Raw genomic sequence first — 17,641 nt, 5'->3', positions numbered from 1 at the left:
CTGCCCGCAAGCCCTGAGATGGTTAACAGGACAACGTCAGCTGGAGCAGCTGACTTCCAGGTGCCTGCCCCAGTCGGGCGGACGGTTGATATAATCATCAAGTCGGTCTGTAAACGGCTGGGTTAACACCTCATGCAGGCGCGCCACTTCGCTCATATCCCCTTGCTCTGCCTGCTCAATGGCCCGCTGTGCCAGCCAGTTTCTCAGCACCAGCGCCGGGTTAACGCTCTGCATATGCTGCTGGCGCTGCGCGTCTTCTATCTGCTCATCGCCCAGGCGCACGCGGTAGCTTGCAAACCAGCTGTCGAAGGCCGCACGGTCAATAAACTCATCGCGCAGCGGCGACGCGGCACTGTGCTGTTCGCTGACGCTCAGCATCCGGAAGGTGCGGGTATAATCGCTGCCTTCACGCATCATCAGCGCAAACAGTCCGTCCAGCAGGTCATTGTCGCCTTTCTGCTGGGTGAACAAACCCAGCTTATCGCGCATCCGACGTCCATACACCGTCAGCAGCGCATGCTGGTAGTTATCCAGAGCCGCATTTAGCGCATCCGCCGCGATAAACGGCGACAGCGACTGTGCCAGCCGCTGTAGATTCCATAACCCAACCGCCGGCTGATTCTCAAAGCTATAGCGGCCCTGATAATCAGAATGGTTGCAGATATAATCGGGTTTGAAATCATCGAGGAAACCATAAGGACCGTAGTCCATCGTCAGCCCGAGAATTGACATATTGTCGGTGTTCATCACGCCGTGAGCGAAGCCTACCGTCTGCCAGCTGGCAATAAGCGTCGCCGTTCGGGTGACAACGTCACGGAACCACAGGATGTATTTATCCGCTTCATCCACCAGTTCAGGCCAGTGGTGACGAATAACATAGTCAGCCAGCCGCTGCACCTTCTCCGGCTCACGACGATAATAAAAGTGTTCAAAATGGCCGAAACGCACGTGGCTCTGCGCCAGGCGCATTAACATAGCGCCGCTTTCCAGGGTTTCGCGCTGCACCGGGGTGTCGCTGGTGACCATGGCGAGTGCGCGGGTCGTCGGGATCCCCAACGCATGCATGGCTTCTGAGGCCAGGCTTTCACGGATCGTCGAACGCAGCACGGCGCGCCCGTCGCCCATCCGTGAATAAGGCGTCAGTCCGGCACCTTTCAGATGCCAGTCAAAGCGTCGACCATCGGGCAGCTGCTGCTCACCGAGCAAAATTCCCCGACCGTCCCCTAGCTGGCCGGCCCAGGCGCCAAACTGATGGCCGCTGTAAACCTGCGCCAGTGGCGACATGCCGGGCAGCAGCGTTTCTCCCCCCCATACGCCGGCACCCTGCACCGGGTGAAACAACGCATCGGGGATGCCCAGAGTTTGCGCCAGCGACGCGTTATGCCAGACGAGTCGGGCATTTTTCAGCGGAGTGGGCGTTAATGCAGTATAAAAATCCGGCAGTTCATCACGCCAGTGGGTAGTAAAAGACAGGGTCATGGTTCCTCCTGTCTCCAGTGTAGTGCCTTCAATAAGGTATTAACACGGGTGAACAGCAGGGTTATCGACATAAAAAAGGGAAGCTCGCGCTTAATATCGTTCGATTAACAGTCGGCTGACCGATCCGGCGGGGGTGTAGAAATCTGTCATCTCACAGGGATTGCCGATTTTTTATCTGCTGCTGCCAGGTTGCAACACATCTGCAGGAGCGTCTCCTCCCGGAGGTCGCTGTGATGTCAGGGATTTCGTTTTTACGGTGGTATGGGCGAGACCGGCCCTGGGCCGCTCACCTGTAGCGCAGGACACTGAAAAATGCTGACCACCTTAAGTGACCAGCATTAAGCTCGCGCTTGTCCTTTCACTGCATCCACGATGCTAAATTCGGCGCGCCTGCCAGAACTTCTTATTCCAGTAAACGTTATCCAGGGAGGAACGCGTCACCCCCTGACTGGTTGAAGCATGGATAAACTGATTGTCGGTATCGTAGATTCCCACATGCAGCCCGCTGTCACCTGAGCCAGTTTTGAAAAAGACCAGGTCGCCCGGTAACAGTTCGCTTTTATCAATTTTAGTGCCGATTTCTGCCTGGGCCCGGGTTTCGCGCGGCAATTGCAGAGCAAACTTATCGCGGAAGGTCCTTACTACAAATCCGGAACAATCCACACCACGCGGCGTCATACCGCCATAGCGATACGGTGCACCTCGCCAGTTGCGTAGCTGATCGTTCAGGTTAGCGATGACGGTAATGGAATCTGCAAGCCGCGGATTCGGCGGCGGCGCCCGGTGACTGCTACAGCCAGCCAGAAATAGCGCCGTCAATAAAATGAACCACAAACGCATCTCAGACGATTCCTCTGTTCCTTATCATTCCATCAGGATAATTTAGCTGGTTTATCAATACACTGGCAAGGTTGCTTCGTGCTACTGTGACGCAACGAGCATAAAATGACCGGCCACTGCGATGCGCTGAAAAGGAATCGCATAGGCCGCGGTTAAATTTTCTTCGGTTAATACCTCGGATGTCTCACCGCAGGCGATGGCTTGCCCCCGGCAGATAAGCCAGGAACGATGGGCGTGCCGCAAGGTGTGGTTGAGATCGTGACTACTCATCACCACCGCCACCCCCGCCTCGCACAGCTCGCCCAGCACCCGGTCGAGAGCCGCCTGCTGCGCCACGTCCAGGCTGTTCATGGGTTCATCCAGCAACAGCAGCTGCCCCACAGGATTTGCCAGCGGATGAATCTGTAGAATGACCGCCGCCAGGCGCACGCGCTGCCATTCCCCTCCGGAAATATGATTCACCTGACGCCCGAGCTTATCGCTCAGGCCCAGTTTATCAGCAACGCTGGCAAGCAGTTCGCTGTGCCCGCCACTTTGCAGATGCAACGACAGATAGTGCCACACCGGCATAGCAAAAGGCGGCATCTGATGCTGAGTCAGGTAGGCCCGGTGACGCGCCAACTCCTGCGCCGGCCACTGGTCCAGTTTACGCTCGTTCAAAATAACGCGTCCTGGTCCCGAAGTCAGTCCCGCCATTCGCATCAGCAAGGTGCTTTTCCCGGCGCCATTTGGCCCCACCAGATGGACCATTTCGCCGGGGCGCACCTGCGCGCTAAACGGCGCCAGACGCCCCGCTTCTTCAACATCCTGCAGCTGCATCAAAAACGGCATTATTCCGCTAACGCTCCTTTAATCGCGGCCACCAGCTGCGGGTCGTCCGGCGTCATATCCGGCGAGAAGCGCTGGATAACCTGCCCGTTTTTGCCCAACAGGAACTTTTCGAAATTCCATAAAATGTCACCGACGTTGGCCGGTGCGCGGCCTTTGCTTGCCATGCGATCGTAGAAACCGCTGCCTTCCGGTGCCACGGCCTGCGGCGCGGCTTCAACCAGTTTTTGATAGAGCGGATGACGATGTTCACCATTGACGTCTACCTTGCTGAACAGCGGGAAAGTCACGCCATAGGTCGTGCTACAGAAGGTCTTAATCTCCTCTTCGCTCCCCGGTTCCTGACCCAGAAACTGGTTGCACGGGAAGCCAAGTACGGTAAACCCGTCGTTTTCGAGATCTTTTTGCAATGCTTCCAGCTGCTCATACTGCGGCGTAAGACCACATTTAGAGGCCACATTCACAACCAGCAGAACGCGACCCGCGTAATCAGCGAGCGTCGTTTTTTGGCCATCAATCGTGGTGACTTCAGTATTCAGAATATCGTGTTGCATAGCCTTCCCTCCGTGCATAAAGCAGGTTTCTGATTAAGGTGATCCCTATCTACTGTAGCGGATTCACGGGCGTCCATTCTACGTCGAATCGGCTGAGAGGAACACCGCACCGTAGACGACGGCAACATGAATTCCTCTCAATATGGTCAGCAGGCAATTCAGTGTACAGTGTTAAATTGATGTAATAGCATTTTGTTATGGACCTATTTGAGAGAGTTTTATTAATGAAAAAGTTGTTAAGCTCAGTGTTAATCGCCACCTCCGTGGTATTGTTATCGGCCTGCTCTCCTGACGATAACAACAAAGTTAAAGTCGCGATCAACACCGGCCCGGATGAGGCTATCTGGAAAGTGGTTGAGCAGGTGGCGAAAGAAAAATATAACCTCGACGTCGACGTTATTTCCTTCAATGACTACGTCCTGCCAAATGAAGCGTTAAATAATAAAGACGTTGATGCTAACGCCTTCCAGACGCTGCCCTATCTTGACGCACAGTCAAAAGAGCGCGGCTATAAGTTCGCTATCGTCGGTAAAACGTTTGTCTTCCCGATTGCCGCCTATTCACGCAAAATTAAAAATATCAGCGAGCTGCCGGACGGCGCAACGGTTTCCATTTCCAACGAAACCACCACCTTAGGGCGCAGTCTGCTTCTGCTGCAGGCCCAGGGCTTGATTAAGCTTAAAGAGGGCGTGGGCTATCTGCCGACCTCACTGGATATCATCGACAACCCGAAACATTTGAAAATTGTGGAAGTCGATACGCCGCAGTTGACCCGCACGCTTGACGACCCGAACGTTGCGCTGTCGATCATTAATACGAACTTCTCCGCGCAGGCAGGGCTTTCCGCAGCTCGCGATGGCTTATTTATGGAAGGGCCGGACTCTCCGTATGTGAACGCCATCGTTTCACGTGAAGAGAATAAAGACAGCAAAAAGATTCAGGAGCTGAAAGAGGCTTTCCAGACCAAAGAAGTCGCGGATAAAGCCATGGAAGTTTACAAAGGCGATGCGATAAAAGGCTGGTAATCTCACCCGGCTTTCCGCTGGCGCCGCGGCAAATGCTGCGCCAGCGTGCCGCTTATTGTGAATGTGCGGATTTCAGCAGCAGCCAGATGAAAACCGGCGCGCCCAGCGTCGCCGTGACAACGCCAATCGGTAACTCCGCCGCCGATAGCGCCAGACGAGCAATAATATCGGCGCCTAACAGCGCGCTGGCGCCGGCCAGCAGGCAGGCTGGAAGCAGAACTCGATGATCGCTCAAACCACATAGTCGCAGAATATGTGGAATAACCAGACCAATAAATCCAATCGCCCCTGCCAGCGCCACGCTCACGCCAACCAGCCATCCCGTCGCCACGACCAGCAGCCTGCGCCACAGCCAAAGAGGCAGCCCCAGCTGGCGAGCAGACACTTCACCCAGCGCCAGAAGATTGAGCGGCTGAGATTGCAGACACGCCCAGATAAGTACCGGCAACAGAGCCAGCATCAGCCACAGCTGCTGCCAGTCCACGCCGCCAAACCCGCCCATCATCCAGTACATAAGCTGGCGCAGGTCGAAAGAGGTGGAAAAATAGACCGCCCAGGTCATCAGTGCGCTACAGATAATCCCGAGCGCAACGCCCGCCAGCAGCAGGCGGCTGGTTGACAGATGCCGCCGGGCAAAACGCAGCAGAATAAAGGTTATCACCAGCGCTCCGGCAATCGCACACAGCCCCAGCATCCAACCCGGCAGGTAGCCTTTCCCCAGTAGTACCGCGGCAATTAACCCCACGCCGGCACCGTTAGAGACGCCCAGCAGCCCAGGCTCTGCCAGCGGGTTTTCGAATAATGCCTGCATGATTGCCCCGGAGAGTGCCAGCGCCGCCCCCACCAGCAGTACGGCCAGCGTACGCGGCAGGCGAATCTGCCAGACAAAAAGCTGCCCTTGACTGCTGAACCACTCTTGCGGGCCAATCCATTGATCTCCGGCGCAGAGGCTGATGGTCGTCATCGCGAGGAGCAGCAGCAGCAGTGCAATGAGCCAGCGCCGGCTGCGGCGCTGTTGAGTTTGGACAAAGGTCAGCATAATTTCCGTGGTGCCAGAAAGAGATGCCGTTGATTTTACGGTGGGTACAGAAGGGATTAAAGCAAAACCTCCCGGCAAGGAAGAGATAGCCGGGTTAACCGCTGACCAGCACAACAGGAAACCCGCCCCATCGCGCTGGCCGGAAGGCCTCTTACACCAGCACCTGAAACAGCAGAGCGAAGAGAATAACGTTGGCAATAACGATAGCCCAGCCGTTATAGAGCATGTACTTGAGATGCGTGGATTGCGCCAGCCCCATCTGCCCGAACATATCCGAGGACGGGAATGGGCCAAACCAGTCCACCTGCGATGAGGCCAGCAGAACCGCCGTGGTCCCCTGCGGCGGAACGCCAGCGGCCATCAGCATCGGGCCAAAAATCTTATGCGTAAAGGTCATCTGCGCCACCGCCGCCCCGGGAACGTGGCCGATAATATTAAAGGCAAAGATACAAAAGCACAGCCAGGCCGGGGAGATCCCGTTAAGCAGCGGCTGGGTATAGTCCAGCAGTCCCTGGTAGGCATGGAGCCCATCCATCAGCTCAAGTATCGGGTTATAAAGCCAGTAAAGGATAAACATCCATACCAGACGACCGCAGCCATGATACAGCGCCTGCAAAATCTGCGTGGGTCGCAGACCGCCAACCAGCCCGGTGATCAGTGCCACCAGCAGCATCACGATAATGGCGAAGCTAAAACCGGCTTTTATTACCACCCCAACAACGGCCATCACGATAATCGTTGCCGCAAATGCCAGCGCGCTGAGCTTTTTGCGTCGTGTAACGGCAGGATTCTCTTCCACCTGCGTTTTTTCGCTAAGGTCGACCTCGTAACGCAGCTTTCCTTCGGTCATCTTCTGAATACGCCCCGCCATCACCCAACCGGCCAGCAAGGTAACCGCACTCATCGGCAGCCCGACATACAGCAAGTAATCCGGATAGCTGAGGCCGCCAAGTTTGAGAATCGTCACGGTACTTGGCGTAAACGGCCCGGTGAAAAGTCCGATGGAACCGGCGGTCATCATCAGGGCGGCCACCGTCGGCGGCGTCAGCCTGACCGCTGCCGCAACGGGGATAATCACCGCCACGATGATCGCATTCCCCCCAGCCATGGTCCCCAGAGAACCGCAGATCAGAATCGACGAGATGACGATACCAAATTTGACTCGGGTCTGGCTGGATAGACCGATACGATGAACGACAAATTTCACCAGCTCTACCGCTGCGCCGGTTCGGGTCGCGACTTCCCCGACGCCGGCACCGAGCATAATAATTAATCCTACGGTGGCGATGAAAGAGCCGGTCGATTTTGCCAGCATCGTCCCCATTTCAGGCAAGCTGGTAGACGTCATAATCATCGCAATAATAATGGATGAGATCACCGACAGCACAATATCCACCCCAGCGAGCGAGAGGATTGCTAATGCCACGAGTGGGGTAAAGCTCAGCAGACCAAGTTCCGCGGCGGGCCTTCCGTGGCACCAGAATGCGGTCAATAAAAACAGACCCAGCAGCAGGCCAATAATGATATTTTTTCTGGTGATATTCCGTCTGGTTATCGGATTACCAGAGAGCGTTGAGTCACTCATATAACTCCTTGATGCCAATAAAACCGGCCGCGAGTCGGGCTCGGCGTAGTCGGACCTGCTCAGAAAATATCCCCCCTCGTTATAATTGTTGGCTTGTCGCCTGAGGGTATGCGTAGGGACAACAGGTATTGTTCTGAGAACCGGGTGCTCCGCCTGAAGGCGGGACAATCAGCACAATAAGTAAACGGCTCGCTGATTGAGGATTAAATTTATGTTAACTTAGTGTTATTAGAAAATGACTTTTTATCTGGCCTCTATAACCCTGAGTTAACTCCTCATGAAACTGCGTCACCTGGAAATCTTCCACGCCGTGATGACTTGCGGCACGCTTTCTCGAGCAGCGGAATCGCTCAATATCTCTCAGCCCGCCGCCAGCAAAGCGCTAAAAAACGCCGAGCAAAAGCTGGGTTTTAAACTCTTTCAGCGGGTGCGCGGTAAACTGCTGCCCAGCAGCGAAGCCCTGACGCTGTTCGAAAAAGCCCAGAATATCTACCAGGATCTGGATAACCTCCGCCTTCTGGCGGATAACCTGGCCCGGGACCCCAGAGCCAAAATTAGCCTCGGCTGCCTGCCGAGTCTTGGCCTAAGTCTGGTTCCTGAACTGGTCACCGATTTTTATCAGCAAAATGCCAATCTGGTGATGACGCTTACCACCGAACACACTGAGACATTGGTCAAAAAACTGGACCTGCGCGAGATCGATCTGGCTCTGACGCTGCAGCCCGTTCAACAGGGCGACATTACCACCACCGCCATCGCTGAAGTCCCGCTGGTGTACATTGACCGGGACTATCGACAGGGAGAGGTGGCGATTGAAGAAATTGACCAGCAGCGTTGGATCTCACCCGGGCCGCACTCCCTCTCCGCCGCCATTGCGACCCGCCGCGACTTTTCGACGACCCGCCTGAACGTGCAGACCTATTACATGGCCACTGAATTTGTGAAGCGTGGCATGGGATGCAGCATTACCGACATCTTTTCCGCCCGCCATAACCTGGCGCCGGCGATGATTCATCCGATTGCACCACCGATGATGATCTCCTTGTGTTTACTGCGTCGGGCGGATGTCTCCCTCAGCCCCATTAGCCAGAAATTTGTCGATTTTCTCTGCACGCAACTCCGCCAGCAGCTGCAGGAGATTAACCTGGAGTTATACCCTGAAAAGAAAAAGTCAATTGCGCCACAGGGGCAAATGCTTTGACATAAAGCCCATGCATTTATCAGCAGCGGGTCTATCAGGTTATGAAAAAGCGCATTGTCATTATTGGCGGCGGTGTTATTGGGCTGGCCACGGCCTATGAGTTAATTAAAAACGGTCACCAGGTGCAATTGCTGGAACGTCAGGCGCAACCGGGTCTGGCCACCAGCTTTGCTAACGGTGGGCAGCTCAGCTATCGGTATGTGGCCCCTCTGGCCGATCGTGGCGTTCCGCTACAGGGGATGAAGTGGATGGGCAAGGCCGACTCCCCGCTCAATATGCGATTAACAATGTCGCCTGGGCAGTGGCGCTGGCTGCTGCAATTTCTCCGCGCCTGCAACAGCCAGACAAATAAGCTCAACGGCGACCATATCTTGCGCTTGTCATTGCTCAGCCGCCAGGTGATGCAGGAGTGGCTGGAAGCAGATAGCCTGCACGACTTCCACTGGCGGCGCTCCGGCAAATTAATCGTTCACCGCCGGGCATATGACTTTAATAAAGCCGTTAAAGGCATCAGCCCGCAATATCAACAAACGCTGAATGCCGATGAGTGTATTCAGCTTGAGCCGGCGCTGAAATATATTCACACTTCGTTACAAGGCGGCATTTATTCCCCCGGTGATGAAACCGCCGACTGTCAAAAATTTTGCCAGGCACTGCTGGATAAACTGACTGCCAGCGCCAGCTTTACGCTGAGCAGCGGCTGCGAAGTACTGCGGCTAAATAAACAAGGCGCACGTATTATTTCCGTCAACACCAGCCAGGGAACGATTGTTGGCGATGAGTACGTCGTGGCGGCAGGAAACGGCAGCGGTCCCCTTCTGGCCGGTACCGGCATTCGCGTTCCGCTGTGTGCCCTGAAAGGCTACAGCCTGACGCTCCCCTATCCGATAAGGTCCGGTATTGCGCCCGATCTCAGCGTGACGGATTACGGTCATAAAGTGGTCTATGCCCGACTGGGCGATCGGCTGCGCATTGCAGCCATGGTCGATATAGGCTACGACGGAGATGAACTACGCCCTGAGCGTATCCGGGCGCTAAAAAAGATTGTCACCCGCAGTTTCCCCGAATTAGAGGGCGTTGAGGATGCCGAAGCCTGGTGCGGCATGCGCCCCTCAACGCCTGCAGGCCCCCCGCTGCTCGGCCGTGCCGGATACCAGAATCTGTGGATGAACCTCGGCCAGGGAAGCCTCGGCTTCACTCTGGCCGCCGGCAGCGCGGTGGTGCTTGGCGCACTACTCAATGGCGATAGTCCCGCCATTTCTTTAGAAGGTCTGACATGGGAACACTCAGCATGAAAATAGAACGTCATCATCCGCAGCCTCGTCTTTCCGCCAGCGTGAGATATGGCGACCTGATTTTTTTATCAGGGCAGACCCCGAAAAGCAGCGAAGACGATATCCGGCAGCAAACCCGGGAGGTTTTAGCAAAAATTGACGCGCTGCTGGCCGAGGCCGGGAGTGATAATCGCCATATTCTGTCCGCGCAGGTGTGGCTGAAGAATATGTCTCGCGATTTTGACGGGTTTAATGAGGCCTGGGTCGCATGGATGCCGGAAGGCCACAGCCCCGCGCGTGCCGCCGTCCAGGCGGAAATGGCACGGCCTGATATCCTCGTTGAGGTGATGGTTACTGCTGTAAGTGCTTAATTTGTTGTACAAAAGAAAAAGGCCGCATCAGCGGCCTTTTTAGTTAGTTCAGATTATTTGTCTCTGGGCGAAGCGTTTTCGACACGGCTTTTAAGTTTCTGGCCGGGTCTGAAGGTCACCACACGCCGGGCTGTAATGGGAATATCTTCCCCCGTTTTCGGGTTACGACCCGGGCGTTGGTTTTTATCACGCAAATCGAAGTTGCCGAACCCGGAGAGTTTTACCTGTTCTCCGTTTTCCAGAGCACGACGCACCTCTTCGAAAAACAACTCTACCAGCTCTTTGGCATCCCGCTTGCTAAGCCCAAGCTTATCAAACAGATATTCTGACATTTCAGCTTTTGTAAGCGCCATAGGTTCAATCCCTCAATGATGCCTGGAATCGCTCTTTTAATGCCTCTACACATCTGGCAACGGTAGCGGCAATCTCCTCTTCTTCGAGTGTACGGCTGGTATCCTGCAGGATGAGGCTGATCGCAAGGCTCTTACTGCCTTCCGCCACCCCTTTACCACGGTACACGTCAAATAAGTTTACGCCAACTACCTGATTTACGCCAACTTTCTTACACTCTGTCAAAACATCGGCTGCAGGGACGTTTTCTGCGACGACAACCGCGATATCACGACGGTTCGCCGGGAAACGAGAAATCTCGCGCGCCTGAGGCACCACGCGGTCTGCAAGCTTGTTCCACTCCAGTTCGAACGCTAAAGTACGGCCGTTCAGATCCAGTTTACGTTCCAGTTCAGGATGAACAACCCCAATGAAACCAATACGTTCACCTTTCAGATAAATCGCGGCTGACTGCCCCGGATGCAGTGCGCTGTTCGCTTCTGCGCGGAATTCGATATCCGCTAATTTTCCGGTCAGGTCCAGAATGGACTCCAGATCGCCTTTCAGATCATAGAAATCGACGGTCTCTTTTGCCAGGTTCCAGTGCTCTTCATAGCGGTTACCGCAGATAACACCGGCCAGCATCACGTCCTGGCGAATACCCAGCGGAGCCTGCGTATCCGGAACGAAGCGTAAACCACTTTCAAAAATACGGACGCGGCTTTGCTGACGATTCTGGTTATACACCACGGTACCCAGCAGGCCGGTCAGCAGCGACAGGCGCATCGCCGACATTTCGCTGGAGATAGGGCTCGGCAGAATCAGCGCTTCTTCACCCGGGTGAATCTGCTGCTGTACTTTCGGGTCAACGAAGCTGTAGGTAATGACTTCCTGGTAGCCTTTATCGTTAAGCAGCGTTTTTACACGCTTCAACGACAGGTTAGCTTCGCGGTGGGTGCCCATAATCAGCCCCGCCTGCACCGGTTCATCAGGAATATTGTTATACCCGTAAACGCGAGCCACCTCTTCGACCAGGTCCTCTTCGATGGCAATATCGAAACGCCAGCTCGGGGCAAGCGCCTGCCATTCACCGTTACCTGCCGTCACCTCACAGCCCAGGCGGGTCAGAATATCGCTGACCTGCGCATCATCAATATGATGGCCAATCAGACGATCCAGCTTGCTGCGGCGCAGAGTAATGGTCGCCGCCTTCGGCAGAGCGGCTTCGTTGGTCACATCAATAACCGGGCCCGCTTCGCCGCCGCAGATGTCGATCAGCAGACGGGTTGCACGCTCAATCGCCTTATATTGCAGCGCTGAATCCACGCCGCGCTCATAGCGGTGAGACGCATCGGTGTGCAGACCGTGACGACGCGCGCGGCCGGTGATCGACAGCGGGCTGAAGAATGCACATTCCAGCAGCACGTTCTGCGTTTCGTCATTGACGCCGGAGTGCTCACCGCCAAAGATGCCGCCCATAGCCAACGCTTTGTGATGGTCGGCGATGACCAGAGTATCGGTATCCAGCTTCGCTTCGGTACCATCCAGCAGAACCAGTTTCTCGCCCTCTTTCGCCATGCGAACGACGATCCCGCCGTCAATACGGTCGCAGTCGAAAGCGTGCATCGGCTGACCCAGCTCAAGCAGAACGTAGTTGGTCACGTCGACAACCGCGTCGATGGAGCGAATGCCGCAGCGACGCAGCTTTTCTTTCATCCACAGCGGCGTTGGCGCTTTAACATTGATGCCTTTAACCACGCGGCCCAGGTAGCGAGGGCAGGCGTCCGGCGCTTCAACGGCGATCGGCAGCGTATCGGCAATAGTGGCCGCTACCGGGACAATCTCCGGCGCGTTCAACGGTTCTTTGTTCAGCACGGCCACGTCACGGGCCACACCGATGATGCCTAAGCAGTCGGCGCGGTTCGGCGTAACGCTGATTTCGATAGTGTTATCGTCCAGCTGCAGATATTCACGGATATCGGTGCCAATCGGCGCATCCGCCGGCAGTTCGATAATACCGCTGTGATCGTCGGAGACACCCAGCTCGGAAAACGAGCACAGCATCCCTTCTGAAGGCTCACCGCGCAGCTTAGCGGCTTTAATTTTGAAATCACCTGGCAGCACGGCGCCAATGGTCGCCACCGCAACTTTCAGCCCCTGACGGCAGTTAGGTGCACCGCACACGATGTCCAGCAGGCGTTCGCCGCCGACGTTAACTTTCGTCACGCGCAGCTTGTCGGCATTCGGGTGCTGACCGCACTCAACCACTTCGCCAACGACCACGCCGTTAAAGCACCCGGCAACCGGCTCAACGCCGTCAACTTCAAGGCCTGCCATGGTAATCTGGTTGGCCAGCGCTTCGCTATCGATAGCCGGGTTAACCCATTCGCGTAACCACAGTTCACTGAATTTCATTATTCTGTCCTGCCCTTATTTAAACTGTTTGAGGAAACGCAAATCGTTTTCGAAGAACGCACGTAAATCGGTTACGCCGTAGCGCAGCATCGTCAGACGCTCCATCCCCATACCGAAGGCGAAGCCGGAATAGATTTCCGGATCAATGCCAACGTTGCGCAGGACGTTCGGGTGTACCATGCCGCAACCCAGAACTTCCAGCCACTTGCCGTTTTTGCCCATCACGTCAACTTCAGCAGACGGCTCGGTAAACGGGAAGTAGGACGGGCGGAAACGAATCTGCAGGTCTTCTTCAAAGAAGTTATTCAGGAAGTCGTGCAGCGTCCCTTTCAGGTTGGTGAAGTTGATGTTGGTGTCAACAATCAGGCCTTCCATCTGGTGGAACATTGGCGTGTGGGTCTGGTCATAGTCGTTACGGTAAACGCGGCCCGGCGCAATAATGCGGATCGGTGGCTGCTGGTTTTCCATAGTACGAATCTGCACGCCGGAGGTTTGGGTACGCAGCAAACGTGTTGCATCAAACCAAAAAGTATCGTGATCGGCACGTGCCGGGTGGTGGCCCGGAATGTTCAGCGCATCAAAGTTGTGATAGTCATCTTCGATTTCCGGACCGGTCGCAACGGTAAAGCCAAGCTCACCGAAGAAGTTCTCGATACGGTCGATGGTACGGGTTACCGGATGCAAACCGCCGTTTTCAATGCGACGGCCAGGCAGAGAGACGTCGATAGTCTCGGCGGCCAGACGCGCGTTCAGCGCAGCGCCTTCCAGATCGGCCTTCCGCGCGTTAAGCGCCTGCTGAACCTGCTCTTTCGCTTCGTTGATGACCGCACCAGCGGCCGGACGCTCTTCTGGCGGCAGCTCACGCAGGGTGGTCATCTGAAGGGTCAGATGCCCTTTCTTACCCAGGTATTCCACGCGGACATTGTCCAGCGCGGCAACATCTGATGCCTCATTAATGGCTGCCTTCGCACTGGCAACCAGCTCTGCGAGATGTGACATGGTTTTCCTCATTATGTCGGTGCAGACACCGGTTATGGTCATTATTTTATTCTGACTATTTCGAGTCACAGGCGGCGCCGGGCCGCATCGCACTCAGCGCAGAGAAAGCACTGTTGCCGGATACACGCTCAACCCGCGTACCTGCAGCTTGAAATAGAATGAACACGTTCATATACGAAAAAAGCCTCCACAGTGGGAGGCTTTTGGCGCTGTTTTCCGTTTCTTCTTTCACGCGCTAGCCTCCTGAGTTCAGGTGCTAAAGTAAAAAAAGAAGCGGAAAATAGCAGCATTCATGCTTGCATTACCTTGTCTGGTACGAAACGTAAGACCTGTATTGAAAAGCTTACGGCAATAAAAGTCAATCTTCTGATAGGGTTATGCCCGAAATAATTCTAAGACGGGCATAAACGAAAAGAGGGAGACAAGCTCCCTCTTTCAACTGGCTTATGCCAGAGCTGCTTTCGCTTTTTCGACCAGCGCGGTGAACGCTAATTTGTCGAATACTGCGATGTCAGCCAGGATCTTACGGTCGATTTCAACAGAGGCTTTTTTCAGGCCGTTGATGAATTTGCTGTAAGAAATACCGTTCTGACGTGCTGCTGCGTTGATACGCGCAATCCACAGTTGACGGAACTGACGCTTTTTCTGACGACGGTCACGATAAGCGTACTGACCAGCTTTGATAACAGCCTGGAAGGCAACGCGGTATACGCGAGAACGCGCACCGTAGTAGCCTTTAGCTTGTTTCAAAATTTTCTTGTGACGTGCACGGGCAACTACACCACGTTTTACGCGAGCCATATGTGCTCTCCTGTATCTATTCTAATTAAAAAGTTTAAAAGGGTTAACGACTTATGCGTACGGCAGGCACGCGATTACCAGGCCCAGATCGCCTTTGGAAACCATGGCTTTCGGACGCAGGTGACGTTTACGCTTGGTAGCTTTTTTAGTCAGAATGTGACGCAGGTTTGCGTGCTTGTGCTTAAAACCACCTTTACCGGTTTTTTTGAAGCGCTTAGCAGCACCGCGTACGGTCTTAATTTTTGGCATTTTAATAACTTCCACTTCGCATTGTTAATAAACGAAACATAGGCGAACAACATCTGCGAAGCCCAAAGGCTCCACAGAAGTTGCTACTTGAAGGCCTTACTGTTTCTTCTTAGGAGCGAGCACCATGATCATCTGGCGGCCTTCGATCTTCGATGGGAAGGATTCGACCACTGCCAGTTCACTCAGATCGTCACGGACGCGGTTAAGCACTTCCATACCGATCTGCTGGTGAGCCATCTCACGACCGCGGAAACGCAGCGTGATCTTAGCTTTATCACCCTCTTCCAGAAAGCGAACCAGGCTGCGGAGTTTTACCTGGTAGTCGCCATCATCGGTACCAGGTCGGAATTTGATTTCCTTAACCTGGATAACTTTTTGCTTTTTCTTCTGTTCCTTAGAAGACTTACTCTTTTCATAGAGGAATTTGCCGTAATCCATGATACGACAAACCGGCGGCTCGGCGTTAGGGCTGATTTCGACTAAGTCTACTCCGGCTTCTTCAGCTTTTTCCAGAGCTTCTCTCAGACTCACAATACCAAGCTGCTCGCCTTCCAGACCTGTTAAGCGAACTTCTTGCGCGCGAATTTCGCTGTTAATACGATTCGGACGCGCCGTTTGAACTCGTTTTCCGCCTTTAATACCTTATTCCTCCAGTTGTTGAAGACTGCGGCTGCGAATCTCTTGTTGCAGCTTTTCGATCACTTCATTTACGTCCATGCTGCCGAGGTCTTTCCCGCGACGGGTACGCACGGCAACTTTGCCGGCTTCGACTTCTTTGTCGCCACAAACCAACATATACGGGACACGACGTAAAGTGTGCTCGCGGATTTTAAAGCCAATCTTCTCATTTCTCAAGTCCGCTTTTACACGAATGCCCGCATTTTGTAGTTTACGAGTCAATTCGTTAACGTATTCAGACTGAGAATCAGTAATATTCATCACCACGACCTGCACCGGCGCAAGCCAGGTTGGGAAGAAACCGGCAAATTCTTCGGTCAGGATGCCAATAAAGCGCTCCATCGACCCCAGAATTGCGCGGTGAATCATTACTGGTACCTGACGCTCGTTACTTTCGCCTACATAAGAGGCGCTTAAACGCTGCGGCAGAGAGAAGTCCAGCTGTACAGTACCGCACTGCCATGCACGATCGAGGCAGTCATACAAAGTAAATTCAATTTTCGGACCGTAGAACGCGCCTTCACCCAGTTGATATTCAAACGGGATATTGTTTTCTTCCAGCGCGACTGCCAGATCCGCCTCAGCACGATCCCAGGTCTCGTCGCTACCGATACGTTTTTCCGGACGAGTTGAGAGTTTGACGACGATTTTTTCGAAGCCAAAGGTGCTGTACATATCGTAGACCATACGAATACAGGCGTTCACTTCATCACGTACTTGCTCTTCAGTACAGAAGATGTGTGCATCATCCTGAGTAAAGCCACGTACGCGCATCAAACCATGTAGCGCGCCCGATGGCTCGTTACGATGGCAGCTACCAAACTCCGCCATACGCAGCGGCAGGTCACGATAGGATTTCAGACCCTGGTTAAAGATCTGCACGTGACCCGGACAGTTCATCGGCTTGATGCAGTATTCACGATTCTCAGAAGATGTGGTGAACATCGCATCTTTGTAGTTGTCCCAGTGCCCGGTTTTTTCCCACAGCACACGGTCCATCATGAACGGGCCTTTCACTTCCTGATACTGGTACTCTTTCAGCTTGGAGCGGACAAACACTTCCAGCTCGCGGAAGATAGTCCAGCCGTCGTTATGCCAGAAGACCATACCCGGCGCTTCTTCCTGCATATGATACAGGTCAAGCTGCTTACCAATTTTGCGGTGGTCACGTTTGGACGCTTCTTCCAGACGCAGCAGATGCGCGTTTAACGCTTTTTTATCTGCCCACGCGGTACCGTAAATACGCTGCAACATCTTGTTGTTGCTATCGCCACGCCAGTACGCACCGGCGATTTTCATCAGCTTAAAGTGATGACAAAAACGCATGTTCGGCACGTGCGGTCCACGGCACATGTCGACGTACTCTTCATGATGATATAAGCCAGGCTTGTCATCATGGGCGATATTTTCATCAAGAATCGACACCTTATAGGTCTCGCCGCGCTTCACGAAGGTTTCACGCGCTTCGTGCCAGCTGACTTTTTTCTTGATGACATCATAATTCTTCTCGGCGAGCTCGTGCATACGTTTTTCGAGCGCGTCGATATCTTCCTGGGTCAGCGTATGATCGAGGTCGACGTCGTAATAGAAGCCGTTGTCGATAACCGGGCCGATTGCCATCTTGGTGTTTGGCCACAGCTGCTTAATCGCATGACCGAGCAGGTGCGCGCAGGAGTGACGAATGATCTCCAGACCGTCTTCATCTTTTGCAGTGATGATAGAGAGGGTTGCATCATTTTCGATGGGGTCACAGGCATCAACCAGCTCACCGTTCACACGTCCAGCGATCGTGGCTTTCGCCAGACCCGGACCGATATCCAGAGCAACATCCAGCGGGCTAACGGCGTGGTCAAAATGGCGTTGGCTGCCATCAGGAAGCGTAATTACAGGCATTTTATGTCCTTATTTGCAGTGGTGCCCCACACGAAAGAGCACATACAAAACAATATAATAATAATTATCAACAAGTTATA

Annotated in this window: 18 protein-coding genes and 1 other annotated feature; of the genes, 4 read left to right on the top strand and 14 right to left on the bottom strand. The window is 54.1% G+C overall.

All coding sequences use genetic code 11. The features are described 5' to 3' along the window. Positions 1–36 precede the first annotated feature (36 nt). The 4 genes from selO to ACMYSK_RS04330 all read right to left on the bottom strand — a co-directional run bounded on the left by selO (position 37) and on the right by ACMYSK_RS04330 (position 3,701). Positions 37–1,479, bottom strand: a complete 1,443-nt coding sequence (gene selO / locus ACMYSK_RS04345) for a protein adenylyltransferase SelO (protein WP_434640503.1) — start codon at positions 1,477–1,479, stop codon at positions 37–39. A gap of 375 nt (positions 1,480–1,854) precedes the next feature. Further along, entirely contained in the window at positions 1,855–2,319 is a 465-nt protein-coding gene (locus tag ACMYSK_RS04340) for an NlpC/P60 family protein (RefSeq protein WP_434640502.1), read from the bottom strand. An 81-nt stretch (positions 2,320–2,400) separates the two neighbouring features. Next, the gene (btuD, locus tag ACMYSK_RS04335; protein ID WP_434640501.1) at positions 2,401–3,150 is read right to left on the bottom strand and encodes a vitamin B12 ABC transporter ATP-binding protein BtuD; all 750 of its coding nucleotides are present in this window, start codon (positions 3,148–3,150) and stop codon (positions 2,401–2,403) included. Next, on the bottom strand, positions 3,150–3,701 hold the full coding sequence (locus tag ACMYSK_RS04330; protein WP_434640500.1) for a glutathione peroxidase: 552 nt from the start codon (positions 3,699–3,701) through the stop codon (positions 3,150–3,152). The genes btuD and ACMYSK_RS04330 overlap by 1 nt, the downstream gene beginning before the upstream one ends. 224 nt (positions 3,702–3,925) lie before the next feature. Here ACMYSK_RS04330 and ACMYSK_RS04325 point away from each other — a divergent pair, with 224 nt between their 5' ends. Then, positions 3,926–4,726 (top strand): MetQ/NlpA family ABC transporter substrate-binding protein, encoded by an 801-nt coding sequence (locus ACMYSK_RS04325; protein ID WP_434640498.1) that lies wholly within the window; start codon positions 3,926–3,928, stop codon positions 4,724–4,726. A 52-nt stretch (positions 4,727–4,778) separates the two neighbouring features. On the opposite strand, the gene btuC is transcribed toward ACMYSK_RS04325, so the two are convergent. After that, positions 4,779–5,765, bottom strand: coding sequence for a vitamin B12 ABC transporter permease BtuC (gene btuC / locus ACMYSK_RS04320; protein WP_434640496.1), 987 nt, complete (start codon positions 5,763–5,765; stop codon positions 4,779–4,781). A gap of 151 nt (positions 5,766–5,916) precedes the next feature. Further along, positions 5,917–7,350 carry a gluconate:proton symporter gene (locus ACMYSK_RS04315; RefSeq protein WP_434640495.1) on the bottom strand — a complete coding sequence of 478 codons (1,434 nt, stop codon included), beginning with the start codon at positions 7,348–7,350 and terminating at the stop codon, positions 5,917–5,919. A gap of 277 nt (positions 7,351–7,627) precedes the next feature. Here ACMYSK_RS04315 and ACMYSK_RS04310 point away from each other — a divergent pair, with 277 nt between their 5' ends. Genes ACMYSK_RS04310 through ACMYSK_RS04300 form a run of 3 tightly spaced genes read left to right on the top strand, consistent with a single transcriptional unit; the run spans position 7,628 to position 10,196 of the window. After that, positions 7,628–8,551 carry a LysR family transcriptional regulator gene (locus tag ACMYSK_RS04310; protein WP_434640493.1) on the top strand — a complete coding sequence of 308 codons (924 nt, stop codon included), beginning with the start codon at positions 7,628–7,630 and terminating at the stop codon, positions 8,549–8,551. Positions 8,552–8,592: 41 nt separating this feature from the next. Further along, positions 8,593–9,846, top strand: a complete 1,254-nt coding sequence (locus ACMYSK_RS04305) for a D-amino acid dehydrogenase (protein ID WP_434640491.1) — start codon at positions 8,593–8,595, stop codon at positions 9,844–9,846. After that, positions 9,843–10,196: a RidA family protein gene (locus ACMYSK_RS04300; RefSeq protein WP_434640489.1), complete on the top strand. Its 354-nt coding sequence runs from the start codon at positions 9,843–9,845 to the stop codon at positions 10,194–10,196. The genes ACMYSK_RS04305 and ACMYSK_RS04300 overlap by 4 nt, the downstream gene beginning before the upstream one ends. 53 nt (positions 10,197–10,249) lie before the next feature. On the opposite strand, the gene ihfA is transcribed toward ACMYSK_RS04300, so the two are convergent. The 8 genes from ihfA to thrS all read right to left on the bottom strand — a co-directional run bounded on the left by ihfA (position 10,250) and on the right by thrS (position 17,561). Beyond that, a complete protein-coding gene (gene ihfA / locus ACMYSK_RS04295) occupies positions 10,250–10,549 on the bottom strand; it encodes an integration host factor subunit alpha (protein WP_004102960.1) in 300 nt (99 codons plus the stop codon). Between the two features lie 4 nt (positions 10,550–10,553). Then, positions 10,554–12,941, bottom strand: a complete 2,388-nt coding sequence (pheT, locus tag ACMYSK_RS04290) for a phenylalanine--tRNA ligase subunit beta (protein WP_434640486.1) — start codon at positions 12,939–12,941, stop codon at positions 10,554–10,556. Between the two features lie 15 nt (positions 12,942–12,956). Beyond that, complete coding sequence (gene pheS, locus ACMYSK_RS04285; RefSeq protein ID WP_434640484.1) at positions 12,957–13,940, bottom strand: phenylalanine--tRNA ligase subunit alpha; 984 nt, start codon at positions 13,938–13,940, stop codon at positions 12,957–12,959. Between the two features lie 174 nt (positions 13,941–14,114). Beyond that, positions 14,115–14,239, bottom strand: a sequence feature (Phe leader region). After that, a complete protein-coding gene (gene pheM / locus ACMYSK_RS04280) occupies positions 14,190–14,234 on the bottom strand; it encodes a pheST operon leader peptide PheM (protein ID WP_001386830.1) in 45 nt (14 codons plus the stop codon). It overlaps the preceding feature by 45 nt. Before the next feature lie 145 nt (positions 14,240–14,384). Further along, the gene (gene rplT, locus ACMYSK_RS04275) at positions 14,385–14,741 is read right to left on the bottom strand and encodes a 50S ribosomal protein L20 (protein WP_004102963.1); all 357 of its coding nucleotides are present in this window, start codon (positions 14,739–14,741) and stop codon (positions 14,385–14,387) included. 51 nt (positions 14,742–14,792) lie between these two features. Further along, a complete protein-coding gene (rpmI, locus tag ACMYSK_RS04270; protein WP_001124225.1) occupies positions 14,793–14,990 on the bottom strand; it encodes a 50S ribosomal protein L35 in 198 nt (65 codons plus the stop codon). Between the two features lie 96 nt (positions 14,991–15,086). Beyond that, positions 15,087–15,629, bottom strand: a complete 543-nt coding sequence (gene infC, locus ACMYSK_RS04265) for a translation initiation factor IF-3 (RefSeq protein ID WP_434643842.1) — start codon at positions 15,627–15,629, stop codon at positions 15,087–15,089. Positions 15,630–15,632: 3 nt separating this feature from the next. Continuing rightward, positions 15,633–17,561, bottom strand: a complete 1,929-nt coding sequence (gene thrS / locus ACMYSK_RS04260; protein WP_434640482.1) for a threonine--tRNA ligase — start codon at positions 17,559–17,561, stop codon at positions 15,633–15,635. Positions 17,562–17,641 lie beyond the last annotated feature (80 nt).

The sequence above is a fragment of the Klebsiella sp. I138 genome (genome assembly GCF_051131765.1).
Taxonomy (GTDB): domain Bacteria; phylum Pseudomonadota; class Gammaproteobacteria; order Enterobacterales; family Enterobacteriaceae; genus Klebsiella.
This window is presented reverse-complemented; position numbering and strand designations above follow the sequence as displayed.